Source organism: Achromobacter sp. GQ309 (assembly GCF_059759315.1).
In genome coordinates, this window is the sequence record NZ_JCAXDP010000004.1 from 224,498 (window position 1) to 242,509 (window position 18,012).

At 67.9% G+C, this 18,012-nt stretch carries 14 protein-coding genes; 8 read left to right on the plus strand and 6 right to left on the minus strand.

Going from position 1 to position 18,012, the window contains the following annotated elements; translation table 11 throughout:
• Positions 1-151: 151 nt before the first annotated feature.
• Together AC6CIE_RS14330 and AC6CIE_RS14335 are read right to left on the minus strand one after the other, a co-directional pair.
• Entirely contained in the window at positions 152-2,419 is a 2,268-nt protein-coding gene (locus tag AC6CIE_RS14330) for an FdhF/YdeP family oxidoreductase (RefSeq protein WP_498092580.1), read from the minus strand.
• 15 nt (positions 2,420-2,434) lie between these two features.
• The gene (locus AC6CIE_RS14335; RefSeq protein WP_498092582.1) at positions 2,435-3,739 is read right to left on the minus strand and encodes a chloride channel protein; all 1,305 of its coding nucleotides are present in this window, start codon (positions 3,737-3,739) and stop codon (positions 2,435-2,437) included.
• Between the two features lie 295 nt (positions 3,740-4,034).
• Between AC6CIE_RS14335 and AC6CIE_RS14340 the strand changes: the two genes are divergently transcribed.
• The 3 genes from AC6CIE_RS14340 to AC6CIE_RS14350 are packed head-to-tail and all read left to right on the plus strand — an operon-like array spanning position 4,035 to position 5,916.
• Positions 4,035-4,712, plus strand: coding sequence for a CsgG/HfaB family protein (locus AC6CIE_RS14340; RefSeq protein ID WP_175123795.1), 678 nt, complete (start codon positions 4,035-4,037; stop codon positions 4,710-4,712).
• 11 nt (positions 4,713-4,723) lie between these two features.
• The gene (locus tag AC6CIE_RS14345; RefSeq protein ID WP_498092584.1) at positions 4,724-5,260 is read left to right on the plus strand and encodes a DUF4810 domain-containing protein; all 537 of its coding nucleotides are present in this window, start codon (positions 4,724-4,726) and stop codon (positions 5,258-5,260) included.
• Positions 5,260-5,916: a DUF799 domain-containing protein gene (locus AC6CIE_RS14350; RefSeq protein ID WP_175123793.1), complete on the plus strand. Its 657-nt coding sequence runs from the start codon at positions 5,260-5,262 to the stop codon at positions 5,914-5,916. Before AC6CIE_RS14345 ends, AC6CIE_RS14350 begins: the two co-directional genes overlap by 1 nt.
• A 73-nt stretch (positions 5,917-5,989) precedes the next feature.
• On the opposite strand, the gene AC6CIE_RS14355 is transcribed toward AC6CIE_RS14350, so the two are convergent.
• Complete coding sequence (locus tag AC6CIE_RS14355) at positions 5,990-7,099, minus strand: alkene reductase (RefSeq protein ID WP_498092586.1); 1,110 nt, start codon at positions 7,097-7,099, stop codon at positions 5,990-5,992.
• Between the two features lie 48 nt (positions 7,100-7,147).
• Positions 7,148-7,951 (minus strand): 2,5-didehydrogluconate reductase DkgB, encoded by an 804-nt coding sequence (gene dkgB / locus AC6CIE_RS14360; protein WP_498092588.1) that lies wholly within the window; start codon positions 7,949-7,951, stop codon positions 7,148-7,150.
• Positions 7,952-8,073: 122 nt separating this feature from the next.
• Between dkgB and AC6CIE_RS14365 the strand changes: the two genes are divergently transcribed.
• Both AC6CIE_RS14365 and AC6CIE_RS14370 read left to right on the plus strand, forming a co-directional pair.
• A complete protein-coding gene (locus AC6CIE_RS14365; RefSeq protein ID WP_498092590.1) occupies positions 8,074-8,976 on the plus strand; it encodes a LysR substrate-binding domain-containing protein in 903 nt (300 codons plus the stop codon).
• Between the two features lie 97 nt (positions 8,977-9,073).
• Positions 9,074-9,985 carry a DUF4261 domain-containing protein gene (locus tag AC6CIE_RS14370; RefSeq protein WP_498092592.1) on the plus strand — a complete coding sequence of 304 codons (912 nt, stop codon included), beginning with the start codon at positions 9,074-9,076 and terminating at the stop codon, positions 9,983-9,985.
• Between the two features lie 75 nt (positions 9,986-10,060).
• On the opposite strand, the gene AC6CIE_RS14375 is transcribed toward AC6CIE_RS14370, so the two are convergent.
• Positions 10,061-12,754 (minus strand): winged helix-turn-helix domain-containing protein, encoded by a 2,694-nt coding sequence (locus tag AC6CIE_RS14375; protein WP_498092594.1) that lies wholly within the window; start codon positions 12,752-12,754, stop codon positions 10,061-10,063.
• Positions 12,755-12,934: 180 nt separating this feature from the next.
• Here AC6CIE_RS14375 and AC6CIE_RS14380 point away from each other — a divergent pair, with 180 nt between their 5' ends.
• The 3 genes from AC6CIE_RS14380 to AC6CIE_RS14390 are packed head-to-tail and all read left to right on the plus strand — an operon-like array spanning position 12,935 to position 16,688.
• Positions 12,935-14,161, plus strand: a complete 1,227-nt coding sequence (locus tag AC6CIE_RS14380; protein ID WP_239215266.1) for an ABC transporter substrate-binding protein — start codon at positions 12,935-12,937, stop codon at positions 14,159-14,161.
• Positions 14,158-15,270, plus strand: coding sequence for an alcohol dehydrogenase (locus tag AC6CIE_RS14385; protein ID WP_498092596.1), 1,113 nt, complete (start codon positions 14,158-14,160; stop codon positions 15,268-15,270). Before AC6CIE_RS14380 ends, AC6CIE_RS14385 begins: the two co-directional genes overlap by 4 nt.
• Positions 15,267-16,688, plus strand: a complete 1,422-nt coding sequence (locus AC6CIE_RS14390; RefSeq protein WP_286940443.1) for an aldehyde dehydrogenase family protein — start codon at positions 15,267-15,269, stop codon at positions 16,686-16,688. Before AC6CIE_RS14385 ends, AC6CIE_RS14390 begins: the two co-directional genes overlap by 4 nt.
• 37 nt (positions 16,689-16,725) lie before the next feature.
• Here the strand turns inward: AC6CIE_RS14390 and AC6CIE_RS14395 are convergent, their stop codons facing one another.
• Positions 16,726-17,946: an MFS transporter gene (locus AC6CIE_RS14395; RefSeq protein WP_239215269.1), complete on the minus strand. Its 1,221-nt coding sequence runs from the start codon at positions 17,944-17,946 to the stop codon at positions 16,726-16,728.
• Positions 17,947-18,012: the final 66 nt, after the last annotated feature.

Genomic DNA, 18,012 nt, shown 5'->3' on the forward strand with positions numbered 1-18,012 from the left:
CATTGCAGGGATATATATGCGGACCTCATCCGCCTTGCTAGTAGCCGAAAGTATTAATCCTTGAATTTGCAATGGTGCTTACGCATCATCCGGCCCCGCTTGCGCTCATCCAGAGGGATGAGGGGCGGCGGCCGGGGGCATGCGGCGGCGTTCAGGCCGCTTTCTGGACCCGCACCGGAATCGACTTGTAGCTGGGCGTGCCGCTTGCCGCGTCCTGGTAATCCAGCGGGCACAGGTTATTGGCTTCCGGGTAGTACGCGCCGACCGAGCCCGCCGCGATGTCATGCTGGATGGCCGTCAGCCGCAGCCGCCGGTGCGTCTGGCCGGGCAGGCTGGTAACGATCTCGACCTCGTCGCCGTGCGCAATGCCGTAGCGCGCCAGGTCGGCGGCATTCATGAACAGCACGTCGCGCCGGCCGAACACACCGCGATAGCGGTCGTCCATGCCGTAGATCGTCGTGTTGTACTGGTCGTGGCTGCGCAGCGTGGTGAGCCGCAGGATGTTGCCTTCGACGATATCCGGATCTTCGCGCAAGCCCGCGAACGGAATGAATTCCGCCTTGCCCGACGCCGTCTTCCAGATGCGCTCGGTGGGCGGCAGCGGCAGCCGGAAGCCGCCGGGAATTCGGATTCGTGCGTTGTAGTCGCGGAAATCCGGATAGATCTTCTCGATCAGGTCGCGGATGCGGTCGTAGTCCTCGATCAGGTGCGCCCAGTTGACGCGGCTGTTCGGCAGCGTCGCCTGCGCCATGCCGGCGATGATGGCCGGTTCCGAACGCAGGTGCGGCGAGGCGGGAACCAGCTTGCCGCGCGAGGCATGCACCATCGACATCGAATCCTCGACCGTGACCGATTGCGCGCCGCCGGCCTGCACGTCGCTCTCCGTGCGGCCCAGCACCGGCAGGATGATCGACGCCTTGCCGATCAACAGGTGCGAGCGGTTCAGCTTGGTGTTCAGATGCACCGCCAGATCCAGTTGCCGCATGCCGCGCTCGCAGGCCTCGGTATCGGGCAGCGCAATCGCAAAGTTGCCGCCCAGGCAGATCAGCGCCTTGGCGCGGCCCGCGGCCATCGCCTTCATGGCTTCGACCGCATCATGGCCGGTGCGGTTGGGAGGCCGGAAGCCGAAGGTCTGCTCGACGTGGTCGAACATGGTGTTGTCGATCTTCTCGGTGATGCCCACCGTGCGGTTGCCCTGCACGTTGGAGTGCCCGCGCAGGGGACAGATGCCTGCGCCCGGCTTGCCGAAGTTGCCGCGCATCAAGAGCAGCGCGGCGATCTGCTGCACGTTGCTCGTGCCTTTTTCGTGCTGCGTGATGCCCATGCCGTACGTGACGATGGTGGCGTTGGAACGCGCATAGGCCTCGGCCACCAGCTCCAGGTCGCGCCGGCGCAGTCCGCTGGCCTGTTCGATGTCGGTCCAGCTCGTGGCGTCCAGGTCCTGCGCGAAGGCCTCGTAGCCGTTCGTGTGCCTCGAAATGAATTCGTGGTCGAGCGTGTTGCGCCCGTCGCGGTCCGCGTCCATCAGCGCCTTCATGATGCCCTTGAGCGCGGCGGCGTCGCCGCCGACCTTGACCTGGTAGTACGTGGAGGCGATGGCCGTGGAGCCGAAGGTGCCCATCTCGATCGGGTCCTGCGGATCGGCAAAGCGCTCCAGCGAACGCTCGCGCAGCGGGTTGAACACGATGATGGGCACGCCGCGGCGCGCGCATTCATGCAGGGTGCCCATCATGCGCGGATGGTTGGTGCCGGGGTTGTGCCCCATCGAGATGATGAGGTCGCACTTGTCGAAGTCGTCCAGCGACACCGTGCCCTTGCCGATGCCGATGGCCTTGGGCAGCCCGACGCTGGTGGCCTCGTGGCACATGTTGGAGCAGTCGGGGAAATTGTTGGTGCCGAATTCGCGGGCGTACAGGCTGAAGAGAAACGCGGCCTCGTTGGATGCGCGGCCTGACGTATAGAACTCGGCCATGTCCGGGTCCGGCAGGCTGGCCAGCGTCTGGCCGATGCGTGCAAAGGCGGCGTCCCATTGGATGGGCTGGTAAGTGTCGCTGGCGGCGTCGTAGGCCAGCGGATGAGTCAGGCGGCCTGCGTTCTCCAGGTCGTGATCGGTCCAGGTCAGCAGTTCGGTCACCGTGTGCGCGGCAAAGAACTCGGGCGTCACACGCTTGCGGGTGGCTTCCCATGTGACGGCCTTTGCGCCGTTTTCGCAGAACTGGAACGTGGACGTATGCGCCTTGTCGGGCCAGGCGCAGCCGGGGCAGTCGAACCCGTCGGGCTTGTTGGTGCGCAAGAGCAGCACGGGCGCTTCGGCAATGCGCATCTGGTTGGCCACCGCCTGCGCGGTCGCCTTCAACGCGCCCCAGCCGCCCGCCGGGGCGTCGTAGCGGTGGATGCCAGTGGGTTTGCCTTGGGACATGCGGATCTCCGGATTTCAGGAAGCGGTGCGCGCGGCGGCGGGGGCGTCGGCAAGCCGCGCGCCTCGGGCGGCGAGGTAGCGGCTGGTCAGGACCGAGCCGGCCACGGCCACGATGATGGGGACAAGAAAGGCCTGGTCGACCCGGGTGAATTCCAGGATCAGCACCACCGCGGTGAGCGGCATGCGCATCGACGAGGCCAGAAAGGCGGCGGCGCCCACGACGGCAAATGCGCCGGGCGGCGAATCGGGCCAGGCCAGGCTCCATAGGCCGCCCAGCACGACGGCCATTGATGCGCCGACGGCGATGGCGGGGGTGAGCAGGCCGCCCTCCGCGCCCGCGCGCAGCGTGCAGGCGACCACAACCACCTTCATCACGGCCAGCGTGGCGGCCAGGGCGATGGTCAGTTCATTGTCGAAACTCAGTTGCGCCGGCCCCTTGCCGTTGCCCAGCAGCGCGGGAAGATAGATGGCAAGCAGGCCGATCATCGTGAAGTTGACCAGGCAGGCCACGGGCAATCGCCAGCCCCGGGCGGCCTGGGCGCGCGCCGCGGCGGTCAGCCGCTGCCAGCCGTGGGCCGCGCATCCGAACAGCGGCCCGGCGGCGATCGCCCAAACCACGAGGCTGGCGTTGATCTGCATGGCGGGTACGGCGTACTGGATGTCGTTGCCCAATCCCGCCCAGGCCACCACCGCGCCAATGCAGCAGGCAATGAGCGCCGCGACGACAGCGGGCCAGGCGAACGAGCCCAGCAGGACTTCCAGCACGAAGAGCGCTGCGCCGAGCGGCACGTTGTAGACGGCGGCCAACCCCGCGCCAGCGCCACAGGCGATGACGATCCGGTGCTGCGCGGGGGCAAGCCGCAGCAGCGCGGCCAGCCGGCCGCCCGCCAGCGCGCCGACTTCGCGCGGCGCCACCTCGCGTCCCAGCGGCGAGCCCAGGCCCACCGTGATGATCTGCAGGATGGCGTGCGCCATCGTTGTCGCCGGGGGCATGGCTTGCGTGGGGTCTGACACCGCCTTCTTGACGCTGACCAGGGGACGGCCATAGCGATAGATCAGCCACCATCCGCCGCCGGCCGCCAGGCCGCACAGCACCAGCGCCAGCACGCGGCGCGGGCCGCTGGCGGCCTGCACGCCTTCAAGAAAGGATTCGTGGCTGATGATGTGGCCGCCGCCGTAGCCGTACGCCAGGTGCTGGACGGCGTGCAGCAACATGCCGAGCAGCATGCCGCCCAGACCGGCGAACAGGCCGGTCAGGACGACCGCCAGGAGAAACCGCGGGCGCAGCCAGGAGGGATCGTCGGGCGTTGGATCGTTCATACCAGGAGGGGCTCCCGTCGTTGGCGCGCTGACCGAAGGGCCGTGCAAAGGCTGGCGCGCGCTGCGATGAGGCAGTGTATGGCCCGGCGCCGCCGCGCTGGGCGTCGGGCGCCCGAAAACCATACTTATTGGTTAGGCGGTAATCCGCAGTTTCCTTGTTGAGCGTCAAAAAGGACCCGAATTTGGGCTTTATTTCAAATAGTATCTAAGTAATTCAGTACATATACTCCGGGTTCAATTCAATGGACGGATGCCGCCCGCCGCAAATGGCGCCAGGAGCGGCCTGGAGAAAAAGATGTTGAACAAGGTTGTAAAGATCGGGGCATTGGCCTTGCTGTCCACCGTGGTGGCGGGTTGCGCCACCGAGCGTTCCCAAGCCGTGGCCGTGCCGGCCGTCGCGGCGGCCAGCAAGCCGTACGCGGGCGTGCGCAGCCCCATTTCCGTCGGCAAGTTCGACAACCGCACCAATTACCTGCGCGGCGTGTTCTCGGACGGCGTGGACCGCCTGGGCGGCCAAGCCAAGACGATCCTGGTCAGCCACCTGCAGCGCAGCGGCCGATTCCAGGTGATGGACCGCGACAACCTGTCCGAAATCGCCCAGGAAGCCGCGTTCAACAAGAAGGCCGCCCAGATCAAGGGCGCGCGCTACGTCGTCACGGGCGACGTGACGGCCTTCGGCCGCAAGGTCACCGGCGACCAGCAACTGTTCGGCATCCTGGGCCGCGGCAAGGAACAGGTGGCCTACGCCAAGGTCGACCTGAACGTGGTGGATGCCACGACCTCGGAAGTGGTCTATTCCGCGTCCGGCGCCGGCGAATACAGCCTGTCCAACCGTGAAGTCGTGGGCTTTGGCGGCACCGCCGGCTACGACTCCACGCTGAACGGCAAGGTGCTGGACCTGGCCATCCGTGAAGCCGTGGACCGCCTGGTCGACGGCATCGAACAGGGCGCCTGGCAGCCCGCCCGCAACTGACGGAGGCCGGGATGACCATTCATACCCACCAACCTCGCACGGGCGCCGCGCGCGCGGGCCGCGCACTGGCGATCGCCGCCCTTGCCGGCGTGCTGTCGGCCTGCGTGCAGCAGCCCAAGTCCATGTATAGCTGGCAGTCCTATCAGGGCTCGGTCTATTCCTACCTGAAGGACGACGGCGGCGATTACGCGACCCAGACGCTCGCCATGGAACAGAACATCGAGACGGCGCGCGCGTCCAACGCCGAACTGCCGCCCGGTTTCCGTGCGCATCTGGGCATGCTCTACATGAAGATGGGCGACGGCGACAAGGGCGTCGAGCAGATGCAGGGCGAGAAGGCGGCCTTCCCGGAAGCCGCGCCGTTCATGGACTTCCTGCTGCGCAACGCGGGCAAGCTGCAGACGGTTGCCGCGCAGGCGGCAGGTACGGTGGCTGCGGGTTCGCCCGCCGCGGGATCGCCCGCCGCAGGTTCGCCCGCTTCGGTCAAACCCGCTGCCGCCGCGCCGGCCGCGCCCGCCGAGGCCGGCACGTTGAAGAAGGGATCGTGATGATGAACAAACTCATGCGCGCCGGCCTCGTGGCCATCGTGGCGCTGCTGACCGGCTGCGTGGCGCCGCCCCAAAACAACGTCGACTACACCGCGTTTCGCGAAAGCAAGCCGGCGTCGATCCTGGTGCTGCCGCCGCTGAATACGTCGGTCGACGTGTCGGCCACCGCGGCCGTGCTGTCGCAGGCCACGCGCCCGCTCGCCGAATCCGGCTACTACGTGATTCCGGTTGGCGTCATGGAAGAAACGTTCAAGCAGAACGGCCTGACTTCGCCCGACGACATCCACGAGCTGCCCGCCGTGAAGCTGCGCGAGATCTTCGGCGCCGATGCGGCGCTGTACATGACGGTCAAGCAGTACGGCGCCAGCTACGCCGTCCTGGCCAGCACCGTCACGGTCTCGATCGACGCTGAATTGCTCGACCTGCGCAACGGCGCCAAGCTCTGGAGCGGCTCCAAGCAGGTGGTGCATGCCAACAACAACAGCAACGGCGGCCTGATCGGCATGCTGGTTCAGGCCGTGGTGGATCAGGTGGTCAACAACCTGACGGACCGCAGCTACAGTGTGGCCGGCATGACGAACGCGCAACTGCTCAGCGCCGGCACGCCTGGCGGCATGCTGTACGGGCCGCGCTCGCCGCGCTACGAAGCCCAGTAAACCGGCCGGATGACGGCTTACCGCCCGCGCGCCAATTCTGGCGCGCGGGCGGCTTCGTTTGGGGCGTGTGGATTTACCGCGCCCCGGACACCGGATAGTCCGTCAACCCGCGCGCATCGCCGCCGAACAATGTGTTCCTGTCATGCTCGGCCAGCGGTACGTCGTTGCGCAGGCGGTCGGGCAGGTCCGGGTTCGCCACGAATGGCCGGCCGAAGGCGATCAGATCCGCCCAGCCTGCCTGCAGCGCATCGCGTGCGCGCTCGGCCGTGTACTTGCCGGCGTAGATCAGCACGCCGGGATACACGCGGCGCAGCGCCTCTTTGAAAGACAGCGGCATGTCGGGGGCGTCGTCCCAGTCGGCTTCGGCGATGTGGATGTAGCCCACGCCGATCTCGCCCATGCGCTTGGCGGCCGCGGTGTACGTGGCGACGGGGTCCGCATCCACGCAGCCGTTCAGCGTCGTGAGCGGCGCCAGACGGATGCCGACGCGGGCCGGATCGCCCAGGGTTTCGACCAGCGCGCGCGCCACTTCGTCCAGGAAGCGGATGCGGTTTTCCAGCGAGCCGCCGTACGCGTCGGTGCGGTTGTTGGCCTCGGAATCCAGGAACTGATTGACCAGATAGCCGTTGGCCGCGTGCAGCTCGACGCCGTCAAACCCGGCCGCGATCGCGTTGCGCGCGGCCTGGCGGTATTCCTCGACGATGCCCTGGATCTCCGTTGCCGACAGCGCGCGCGGCGCCGAGGCCTGCACGAAGTTGGGGCTGCCGTCTTCGTTCTGGATGAAGACGTTGACGCCCTCTGCCTGAATCGCAGACGACGACACCGGCGCCTTTCCGCCCAGCAGGCTGGTGTGGCTCAGCCGGCCCACGTGCCAGAGCTGGGCGTAGATGCGACCGCCGGCGGCGTGGACGGCGTCGGTCACGCCGCGCCAGCCGGCCACCTGGGCGGTCGTGCATAGGCCGGGCGTGCCGGCGTAGCCCTTGCCCATCGGCGAAATGTACGTGCCCTCGCTGACGATGAGGCCGGCGCCGGCGCGCTGCGCGTAATAGCGCGCCATCAGCGCGTTGGCGCAATCGCCGGGCTGCGTGGCGCGCGAGCGTGTCATCGGCGGCATGACGATGCGGTTGGGCAGCGTCAGGCTGCCCAGCGCCAGGGGTTGGAACAGCGGATCAGTCGTGTGCATGGTTGAATTCCGTTCAGTTCAGTCGCGTTCGGTTCTGTCCGCTTCGGGTTAATCCCATTCCGCGGCCAACCCTTCCGGGCTGACTTCGCGGCCGTTGCGTTCCAGCGCGGCGATCTGCGCCATGTCTTCGTCCGTCAGGCGCAGGTCCTGGGCGAGCAGGTTGCTGGCCAGGTTGTCGCGCTTGGTCGACGACGGGATCACGGCATAGCCCAGTTGCAGGGCCCAGGCCAGCGCGACCTGCGCGGGCGTGGCTTCGTGGCGCTGCGCGATCTGGCCGATGACCAGATCCTTGAGCACCTTGCCGTATGCCAGCGTCATGTACGAGGTGACGTGAATGCCCTGTTCCTTCAGGAAAGCGGTCAGCGTGCGGTTCTGCAGATAGGGGCTGAGCTCGATCTGGTTGGTGGCTATCTCTTCGCGGCCGACGGCGGCGATGGCGGCGCGCGTTTGCGCGATGGGGAAGTTGGAAATGCCGATCTGGCGGGTCAGACCTTGCGCCTTGGCGTCGGCCAGCGCGGTCATGAATTCGTCGACGGAAACGCCGTTGTCCGGCGCGGGCCAGTGGATCAGCGTCAGGTCCACGTAGTCGGTGCGCAGCTTGGCCAGGCTGTCCTTCAGGCTGGGGACGAGCTTGTCCTTCGCGTAATTGGGCACCCAGATCTTGGTGGTGATGAACAGGTCTTCGCGGGCCACGTTGGACTCGGCGATGGCCTGGCCGACGTCGGCTTCGTTCTCGTAGATCTGCGCGGTGTCGATGGCGCGGTAACCGACGTCCAGCGCGTTGCGCACGGAATCGATGACGGTCTGGCCTTGCAGACGGAAGGTGCCGACGCCAAAGGCGGGGATGCTCATGTAAAACTCCTGGGGGTGTGCGTGGCCGAACGTGCAGTGTTCGGGAATGGACGTAGTGTGCCCGCCGTATCCTTGCGGAAAAATACCGGTATCGGCGAAATACTTTTGATAAAACGTCAAATATGAAAACCACCCTCGACGAAATGCAGGTCTTCATCGCCATCGTGGACAGCGGCTCCATCACCGCCGCCGCCGACGTGCTGGGCCAGACCATCTCCGCCACCAGCCGCACCATGAGCCGGCTGGAAGAAAAGCTGCAGACCACGCTGATGCGGCGCACGACAAGGCGGCTGGCGCTGACCGAAGAAGGCAAGGCCTACCTGGAGCAGGCGCGCCGGATCATCGCGTCGGTCGAGGAGGCCGAAGAGCTGATGAACCTGCGCCGCAACCAGCCCGCGGGCCTTTTGCGCGTGGATGCGGCGTCGCCCTTCATGCTGCACGTCATCGCGCCGCTGGTGCCGGCCTATCGCAAGCGCTATCCGCAGGTGGAGCTGGAACTCACCAGCAACGAAGGCAACATCGACCTGCTGGAGCGGCGCACCGATCTGGCGTTTCGCATCGGGCGTCTGAAGGATTCGTCGCTGCACGCGGTGGCGCTGGGCACGAGCCGCGTGCGTGTGCTGGCCAGCCCGGTTTATCTGGCGCGGCACGGCACGCCGCGGCGCGCAGCGGATCTGGCCTCGCATGTGCTGCTGGGCTTTGCCCAGCTGGAACCGCTGAATGAATGGCCGCTGCTGGATGCGGACGGGCAGCCCGTGCATATCAAGCCGCAGGTGCGCGCCCACAGCGGCGAGACGCTGCGCCAGTTGGCGCTGAACGATGGCGGCATCGTGTGCCTGTCCGACTTCATGACGCGCGGCGACCGCGCAAGCGGCGCGTTGCAGCCGCTGTTTGTGAAGCAGTTGCTGGAAGTGCGGCAGCCGATCAACGCGGTGTACTACCGGAATACCGCGATCTCGTCGCGCATCAAGTCCTTCATTGATTTCGTGGTCGAGACGGTGGGGACGCGCGGATTCGAGGAGTAGCGGGCGCGCGAAGATGTATCCAATGGCGACCTCGGCGATGCATGCGCCAGCGGGATCCTTATACTGTCCCCGTTTTTATTTTGAACCCTGGACACGCATGAGCCTCTTCTCCCGTTTCTTCGGCCGCAAGGAAGCCTCCACCGACGCCGCCGATTCCGCGGATTCCAACGCCCTGCTGGCGAATCCGGACATCGCGCAGCCGTTGAGCCTGCAGGTCCTGTTCGCCGCGCCGCTGGCGATTTCCGAGGCGGCGCTGACCGATGCGCTGCGCGCGTATCACCCGACGATGCAACAGGCCCGAGCCGAAATCGCGCCCGACATGCCGGAATTCCTGGGCATGGTCGGCTGGGACAAGCACGTCGTGCGTCTGGTGGGCTTCAATGCGCCCTACCCCAAGGACGCGCTGGAAACCTGCGTGGCGCCGTCTCACTATCCGGCCACGGTGAAGGACGAGGTCCGCGCGCATGTGAGCCACATCATCCTGTATTACGCGGGCTACGAGACCGATCCGCTGGAGCAGTACGTGGCGATGGCCGCGGTGGCGGGGGCGTTGGCTAATTTCAAGGCGCTGGCGGTGCTGAACGAGCATGCGCACACGTCGCTGCCGGCCGGCGTGTTTGCCGACGAGTCGCTGGGCGACGAAAGCATGGACCTCCTGCGCACGCTGCCGCTGAACATGCTGTATTGCGGCTTCGTGAAGTATGAAGTGGAAGGCGTGCAGGGCGTGTGGATGCGCACCTATGGCGGCGATGCGTTCGGCCTGCCGGATTTCGCGGCGCTCGCGACGGGCCATGACGAGGGCGAGATGTACTCGACCATGTTCAACAACATCATGGGCTACATGCTGGAAAGCGGCGCTGAGCTGGCTGCCGGCCACACCATGCAGATCGGCGAGGACGCCTACATGAAGCTTCGCGAGCCGGCCAAGGAGGAGTATTACCTGGACGGTCCGGGGCAGGTGCTGGTGGCGGAGATCATCTCGGCGGATCAGATCAACACGCCGGAATAAGTCAGGTCCGCGCGTGCCGCGATTGGCGCGCCGCGTCAGGCCGGGCCGCGTTGGACCGAGTCACTCCCGGCTCGGTCAGAGCAGGCCCGCGCTGCGGGCCCGCGCCACCGCCTGCGTCCGGCTGTCGGCGCTGAGCTTGACGTTCAGGTGGCGCAGATGCGTGCGCACGGTGCTCTCGGAAACGAAGAGCTGCCGCGCGATGGCGCTGTTGGAATGACCCTCGGCCAACAGGCGCAGCACGCGCAGCTCCTTGGGCGTAAGGCCTTCCGCGCACGGCGATTCGGCGGCCGGTGTGATCGGAGCGGCTGCGTAGGGACCGACCTGCGCCAGGTAGCGCTGCCACCACGCACGCGCGCCCTCTGACGCCAACCACGCATTGCCGGCCGCTGACGCGGCATGGCGTTGCAACAGGCCGGCCAGCGCCGCGCCCTCATCCACGAGCACGCGGCACAGGCCTTCGGATTGCGCCGTCTGCAACAGCGGCGCAAGCTGCGCGGCGGCCGCACCATCGTCCTGCATCCGCGACAGCGCCACCGCGCGAAACAACTGAAGCTTGTATGCGCGCCGCACGCGCCGCGCTGCCAACGCCTTTGCGATGTCCTGATCCAGTTCACGCAGCGCGGCGGCGGGATCGCCGTCATACGCCGCGCACCGCAAACGTCCCAGCCGCGGATACAACAGGTCGTTGGCCGGCAGCCGCAGCGCTTCCACGCGGCGCCACAGGTCGGCGTCATCGGCGCGCAGCAGTTCGTCGCGCGAGGCCTGCGGATGGCCCTGCATCAGCAGCACGCGCGCGCGCTCGACGCGGGCGCTGGCCGCGATGCGCGGCAGGCCGCGCTGGTGGCCCAGATACTCGAGTTCGCCCAGCAGGTAGAAGGTCTGTTCGGCATCGCCTTCATAGAACGCCACACGCGCCTGCATCAGATAGCCCAGGATCAGATGGTCCGGCAAGCCGACGTCGCGCCCCAGCGGCACATAGACCTGCAGCAGCCGGGCAGCCTGCGCGAGGTCGCCGGTCTCATACACCCACGCGGCATACAGCACGCCGGCCCAGGCGTTGCCGTTGGCCTGTCCGTAGGCGCCCTTGCGCGTGGCGCGCACCGCCATGCGAAAGCGCGCGCCCGCCTGGCGCATGCGCCCTTCCTGCAGGTCGATGATGCCCTCGACCGCTTCCGAGTACATCAGGTTGAAGGTGCTGGCGCTGCGGCTTTGCGCGCGCCGCGCGGTGTCCAGCAGCGCGCGCGCTTCGTGGTAGCGGCCCAGGACGGCGCTGACGTTGGCCATGGCGTTGGCCAGCGCGGTGTCGGTGAACGACAGGGCGTCTCCCAGCGAGGCGACGCTGGGCATCCCGGCGGCGTAGGCTTCTTCCTGGCGATCCATCATGGACAACAGCAGCGGCTGCAGCGCGCGCACGTGCGCCTGCACCGCGGGATCGGCGCTGCCGGCCAGCTTCAGGTCCGCCATCAAGGCGGACGCCTCGCCGGGGCCGCGCGTGAAACAGGTGGCCCATATCTGCATGGCCTGCAGCAGCGGCCGCGTGGCAAGCACGGCGGCGGGCAACTGGCCCAGCCAGCGCGACAAGAGGCGCATCCGGCCCTCGGCCAGCAGCGGCTCGGCGTGCGTCTGCAAGAGCGCTAGCGCTCGGCGGAAGTCGCCGCCGTCGATGGCGTGGTCGATGGCCGGCACGGGCCGGCCCTGCGCCTCATACCAGCGCGAGGCCGCAAGGTGCAGGTGCGCGATGTCGCCCGGCGCCTGCGCGCGTAGCTGCGACTGCAGGTAGCTGGCGAAAAGGCTGTGATAGCGGTAATGACGTTCGTCGGTGGCGGTGCGCGTGAGCAGCACGTGGCCGTCTTCCAGTTGCTGCAGCAGGTCCGCGCAGTCCAGGTCGGGCACGAGGGCCTGGCACAGCGGCGCGCTGAGCTGCTTGAGGATGCTGGTGCGCAGCAGGAAGCGCCGCAGCGCGGGCGTCTGGCTGGCCAGCACGTCCTGCGCCAGATAGTCGGCCACGGACTGGTCGCTGCCGGAGAACCGTTCGATGAAGGCGGCGGCCGACGGCTGCCGCGCGAGCGAGGCGGACGCCAAGCACAGCGCGGCCGCCCAGCCCTCGGTCTTGCGATGCAGCAGCTCGACCTCGGCAGGTGTCAGCATGGGTTGGCGGCGCGCGAAGAACTGCGTGGCCTCGTCCACCGAAAAGCACAGTTGCGCGGTGTCGATCTCCAGCAGCTGATTGGCCGCGCGCAAGCGGCCCAGCGCCAGTCCGGGCGTGTGCCGCGAGCCGATCAACAGCCGGCCGTGCGCGGGCAGGCGCCCGATCAGGTCCTGCACCAGGTCCAGCACTGCGGGGGCGGTGATGGCTTCGAACTCGTCCAGCACCAGGGCGAACGGCGCCTCGTGCGACGCCACGGCCTCGACCAGCGCCAGCGCCAGCGTGTCCTCCGAATCGTGGGCGGCGAACGCCGCGCTGGCGTCGTCGGACAGCGCACCCAGCGCCGCCATCAGGCAACGCAGAAAGCGCGAAAGGTCGTTGTCGGCGCGGTCCAGCGTCAGCCAGGCGGTGCGCATCGGCGCGCTTTGCAGACGCGCCTGGCATTGCGCCAGCAACGTGGTCTTGCCGTAGCCCGCAGGGCCGCGCGCCACCACCACCTTGGGTCCTTCCGGACGGCAGATCGCCTCGCACAGCGCAAGCCGGGCGACGTGATCGCCATGCGCGGCCGGGGCATTGAGCTTGCCGCTGGCCAGCGCGTGTTCCATCGAGAACGAATGACGCATGGGCTGCCTGTTCGAGGACTGCGGTTTGCGGGGATCGTTGCGGGAAAACCCGCGATGCGCGCGAAAAATCGTCGCTTTGGACGAAGGCGAAATCGCGTGCCTACGATACAAAAGGACGCTCCCCGGAGCAATACGCACACCGCCGCAAAGACGGCGTAAACCGATAACGGAGACAAGTCCATGGCAATCCCCAAACTGACGTTCGCGCTGGCGGGCGCGATCCTGGCCGCAAGCGGCGCGCACGCGCAGAACGCTGCGGCTCCCGTGAAGATAGGCATCATGGCCGACATGAGTTCGGCGTACTCGGACATCGGCGGCAAGGGGCTGGTCGAGGCCGCGCGCATGGCGGTGCAGGACTTCGGCGGCTCGGTGCTGGGCAAGCCGATCGAGCTGGTCTTTACCGACGGGCAGAACAAGGTGGACGTGGCCAGCGCCGCCGCGCGCCGGTGGTTCGACCAGGACGGGGTGGACATGATCACCGACCTGCCGACGTCCGCGCTGGCGCTGGCGATCAGCGAACTGGGCCGCGAGAAGAAACGCGTCGTCATGGTGACCAGCGCGTCCACGTCCGAACTGACGGGCAAGGCGTGTTCGCCCTACACGGTGCACTGGACCTACGACACCTACGCCCTGGCCAACGGCACCGGTGCGGCCGTCACGGAACAGGGCGGCAAGAACTGGTTCTTCATGACGGCGGACTATTCGTTCGGCTACGCGTTGCAGGGCGATGCGTCGGCGGTGATCGAACGCAACGGCGGCAAGGTGCTGGGCGCGGTGCGCTCGCCGCTGAACACGCCCGACTTCAGCTCGTACCTGCTGCAGGCGCAAAGCTCCAAGGCCGGCATTATCGGCCTGGCGCTGGGCGGCAACGACGTCATCAGCGCGATCAAGCAGGCCGCGGACTTCGGCATCGGCCGGCCGGGCAGCTCGCAGCGGCTGGTGGCGCTGCTGGCCTTCCTGTCCGACGTCAAATCCATCGGCCTGCCGCTGGGCCAGGGGCTGCTGCTGACCGAAGCCTTCTACTGGGATCAGAACGACGCCACGCGCGCATGGTCGCAGCGCTTTCAGGACAAGGTTGGCCGCAAGCCCACCATGACGCAGGCGGGCACGTATGGCGCCGTCACGCACTACCTGAACGCGGTCAAGGCGGCGGGCACCAAGGACGCCGACGCCGTCATGGCGAAGATGCGCGAGATGCCGATCAACGACTTCATGACGAAGGACGGCAAGCTGCGCGTGGACGGCCGCGTGGTGCGCGACATGTACCTGTTTGAAGTGAAGAAGCCGGCGGACTCCAAGAGCGAGTGGGACCTGTACAAGCAGGTTGCGGTGATTCCCGGCAACGTGGCGTTCCGTCCGCTGGACAAGGGCGGCTGCGCGCTCGCCAAGTCCGGAGGCGCGGAATGATCAGCTATCAGGTCACGGCGTTTGGCGAACCGCTGGCGCGCGCCGAACGCGCGACGCCCGCGCCGCAGGGCAGCGAGGTGCTGCTGCGCGTGCTGGCCGCGGGCGTCTGCCACACCGACGTCCACACCTGGGAAGGCTCGTACGACCTGGGCGGCAGCAAGCGGCTGAGCATGCAGCAGCGCGGCGTGACGCTACCGCTGACGCTGGGGCACGAGACCGTGGGCGAAGTCGTTGCCACCGGGCCGGACGTGCCGGGGGACGTGCAGCCGGGGCAGCGTTACCTCGTCTATCCCTGGATCGGCTGCGGCGACTGCAAGGTGTGCCGACGCGGCCGCGAGAACCTGTGCGCGTCGCCGCGCTTTCTGGGCATCTTCCGCCCCGGCGGCTACAGCGATCACATCGTGGCCCCGCACGCGCGCTACCTGGTCGATATCGGCGAACTGCGGCCCGAACAGGCCGCGCCCTATGCGTGCTCGGGCCTGACCACGTACAGCGCCATCCGCAAGATTCCCGAGGACGTGCTGGCCGAGGAATCGGTGGTGGTGATCGGCGCGGGCGGGCTGGGCTTGATGGGCGTCACGCTGCTGCGCGCGATGGGATGCGGCAACGTCGTCGTGGTGGAGCCGGACGGCGCGCGCCGGGGCGCGGCGCTGGCCGCGGGCGCGCATGCGGTCATCGACCCCGGCGCAGCCGATGCCGCCGCGCAGGTTCGGCAGGCGGCGGGCGCGGTGTGGGCCGTGATCGACTGCGTGGGCGCGGCCAGCACCGTGCAACTGGGCCTGGACCTGCTGACCAAGGGCGGCCAGCTCATCCTGGTGGGCCTCTTTGGCGGCGAGCTGTCGCTGTCGCCCGCGCTGGTGCCCATGCGCGCCATCAGCATCGAGGGTTCGTACATCGGCAACCTGGACGAACTGCGCGCGTTGATGGCGCTGGTGCGCGAACGCAAACCCATCGCCATTCCGACCGCGTGCCGCTGCCTGGACAACGCGCAGTCCGCGCTGGCGGATCTGGCCGCGGGCCGCGTGGTGGGCCGGCTGCTGCTCACGCCCACCGACGGCACGGTTCCTGAAGCATCCCCGGTCACTCTTGAACAGGCAACACAACCATGAGCATCAATCTGGATTCCGATTACACGATGACGGTGAACGGCCGCGCGGAGACGTCGCCGCAGACCTTCGACGTGCTCAACCCGGCCACCGAGGAGCGCATCGCGGCCGTGCCCGATGCGTCGCTGGACCAGTTGAACGCCGCCATCGCGGCGGCCCGCGCGGCGTTCGGCCCCTGGCGCGACCGCCCTATCGGCGAGCGCCAGGCGGCGCTGCGCAAGATGGCCGATGCACTTGAACAGCACGCCGACGGCTTCATGCGTCTGTTGACGCGCGAGCAAGGCAAGCCGCACGCGGACGCGCGCGCAGAAGTGGGCCGCTGCGTTGCCTGGCTGCGCGCCTTTGCCGCGCGCGATCTGCCGGTGGCGCATCACGACAGCGGCGCAGGCCATCGGTTCGAAACGCGTCGCGTGCCCATCGGCGTGGTCGCCGCCATTGCGCCGTGGAATTTTCCGATGACGCTGGCCATATGGAAGATCGCGCCCGCGCTGCTGGCCGGCAACACGGTGGTGCTCAAGCCCTCGCCGTACACGCCGCTGACCTCATTGAAGATGGGCGAACTGTTTCGCGGCCTGCTGCCGCCCGGCGTGCTGAACGTGGTCAGCGGCGGCGACCGTCTTGGGCCGTGGCTGACCGAGCATCCCGGCATCGACAAGATCGCCTTCACCGGCTCCACCGTGACTGGCCGCCGCGTCATGCAAAGCGCATCAAGCCGGCTCAAGCGGGTGACGCTGGAGCTGGGCGGCAACGACGCGGCCATCGTGCTGCCCGATGTCGATGTGAAGGAAACGGCGGCCAAGCTGTTCTGGGGCGCGTTCCGCAATTCGTCGCAGTATTGCCTGGCGACCAAGCGGTTGTACGTGCACGAGTCCATCTATGACGCGTTTGCCGACGCGCTGGCGGGCGAGGCGCACAACGTCGTCGTGGGTGACGGTTCGCAGCCCGGCACCGGACTCGGCCCCATCCAGAACCGCGCGCAGTTCGAACGCGTGAAGGACCTGATCTCCGACGCGCACCGGACCGGCGTGCGCTTTCTGACGGGAGGCGAGGTGCCGGAGGGCAAGGGCTACTTCGTGCCGGTCACCATCCTGGACAATCCGCCCGACGATGCGCGCAGCGTGGTCGAAGAGGCCTTCGGGCCGGTGCTGCCGCTCTTGAAGTACCGCGATATCGATGAGGTGATCCGGCGGGCCAACGACACCGAGTACGGATTGGGCGGTTCGGTGTGGTCCAAGGATGTGGCCCTGGCGCAATCGATTGCGCGGCGGCTGGAGACCGGCACCGTGTGGATCAACCACATCCACGTCATGTCGCCCGACGTGCCCTTTGGCGGGCACAAGCAGTCGGGCGTGGGGGTGGAAAACGCGCTGGACGGACTGCTGGAATACACCAACACGCAGACGGTGTCGGTGCTGGTGTAGCGGCAAGGGCCGGCGTGGTGATACGCCGGCCCGATCCTCACGCCGCGTAGCGGCTGGCCTCGCCGTTGCGGTTGCTGGCGGGCCACAGGCGCAGGGCCAGGGCGGCGGCCGCGGCGCCGGCTGCGGTCAGCGTCACGCCGGTCCAGCCCCAGTGGGCCAGCGCCAGGCTGCCCAGTGCGCCGCCGGCGGCCATGCCGATGAAGACGCCCGTCATCAGGATGGCGTTCAGGCGGCTGCGGGCGGCCGGATCGATGCCGTAGACGATGCTTTGATGCGCGATCAGCGAGGTCTGGATGCCCAGGTCGAAGCCGACCGCGGCGCCGCCGATGAGCCACAGCGCGGCATGCGTGGGCAGGAAGGGCAGGAAGATCATCGCGGCAAACGACACCATCGTCAGGCCTGCGCCCAGGCTGGCGACCGCCAGCGGCCCCCGTGTATCGGCCACGCGGCCAGCCAGCGGCGCGGCCAGGGCGCCCGCGGCGCCGGCAAGACCGAACGCGCCGGCAGCGCCCGCGCCCAGGTGAAACGGCGCGTCGTGCAGCATCACTGCCAGCGTCGACCAGAAGGCGCTGAAGCCCAAGGACAGCAGACCCTGCGCGGTGGCGGCGCGGCGCAGACCGGGGTGCTGGCGCCACAGCGTCAGCAGCGAACCCAGCAACGCGCTGTAGGCCAGCCGCGTCGACGGCTCGAACCGCGGCAGGCCGCGCCACAGGGCCGCGCCCAGCGCCACGATGCTGACGGCGGCGGCCGCGAACATCATGCGCCAGCCGAACTGCTCCGCTACGAAGCCGCTGACCACCCGCGACAGCAGGATGCCCAGCAACAGGCCCGTCATGACGGTGCCGACGATCTTGCCGCGCTGGTCGGCCGGGGCCAGATGCGCGGCGGCCGGGACGATGTCCTGCGCCAGCGTGGCGGACAGGCCGATGGCGAAGCTGGCGGCCAGCAGCAGGCCGATCGTCGGCGACGCGCCGGCCAGCAGCAGCGCCAGGGCCAGCACTGCCGCCTTGATCAGGATGATGCGCTTGCGGTCATAGCGGTCGCCCAGCGGCGCCAGCATCAGGATGCCGAAGGCGTAGCCCAACTGCGTCAGCGTCGGAATCCAGCCCAGCGTTTCTGCGCTGGCGTGGATATCCGCGCCCAGCACGCCAAGCATCGGCTGGCTGTAGTAAAGGGAGGCGACGCCCAGGCCGGCGCCCACGGCCAGCAGGAAGACGAGGCCGCGCGATAGGGAGGGGTGGGAAGTGGGGGATGACATGGTGGTGTCCGGTGGCTTTGGGTACGGGGCAGATTCTGGGCGTGCCGCCGGGGTTTTGGTAGCCGA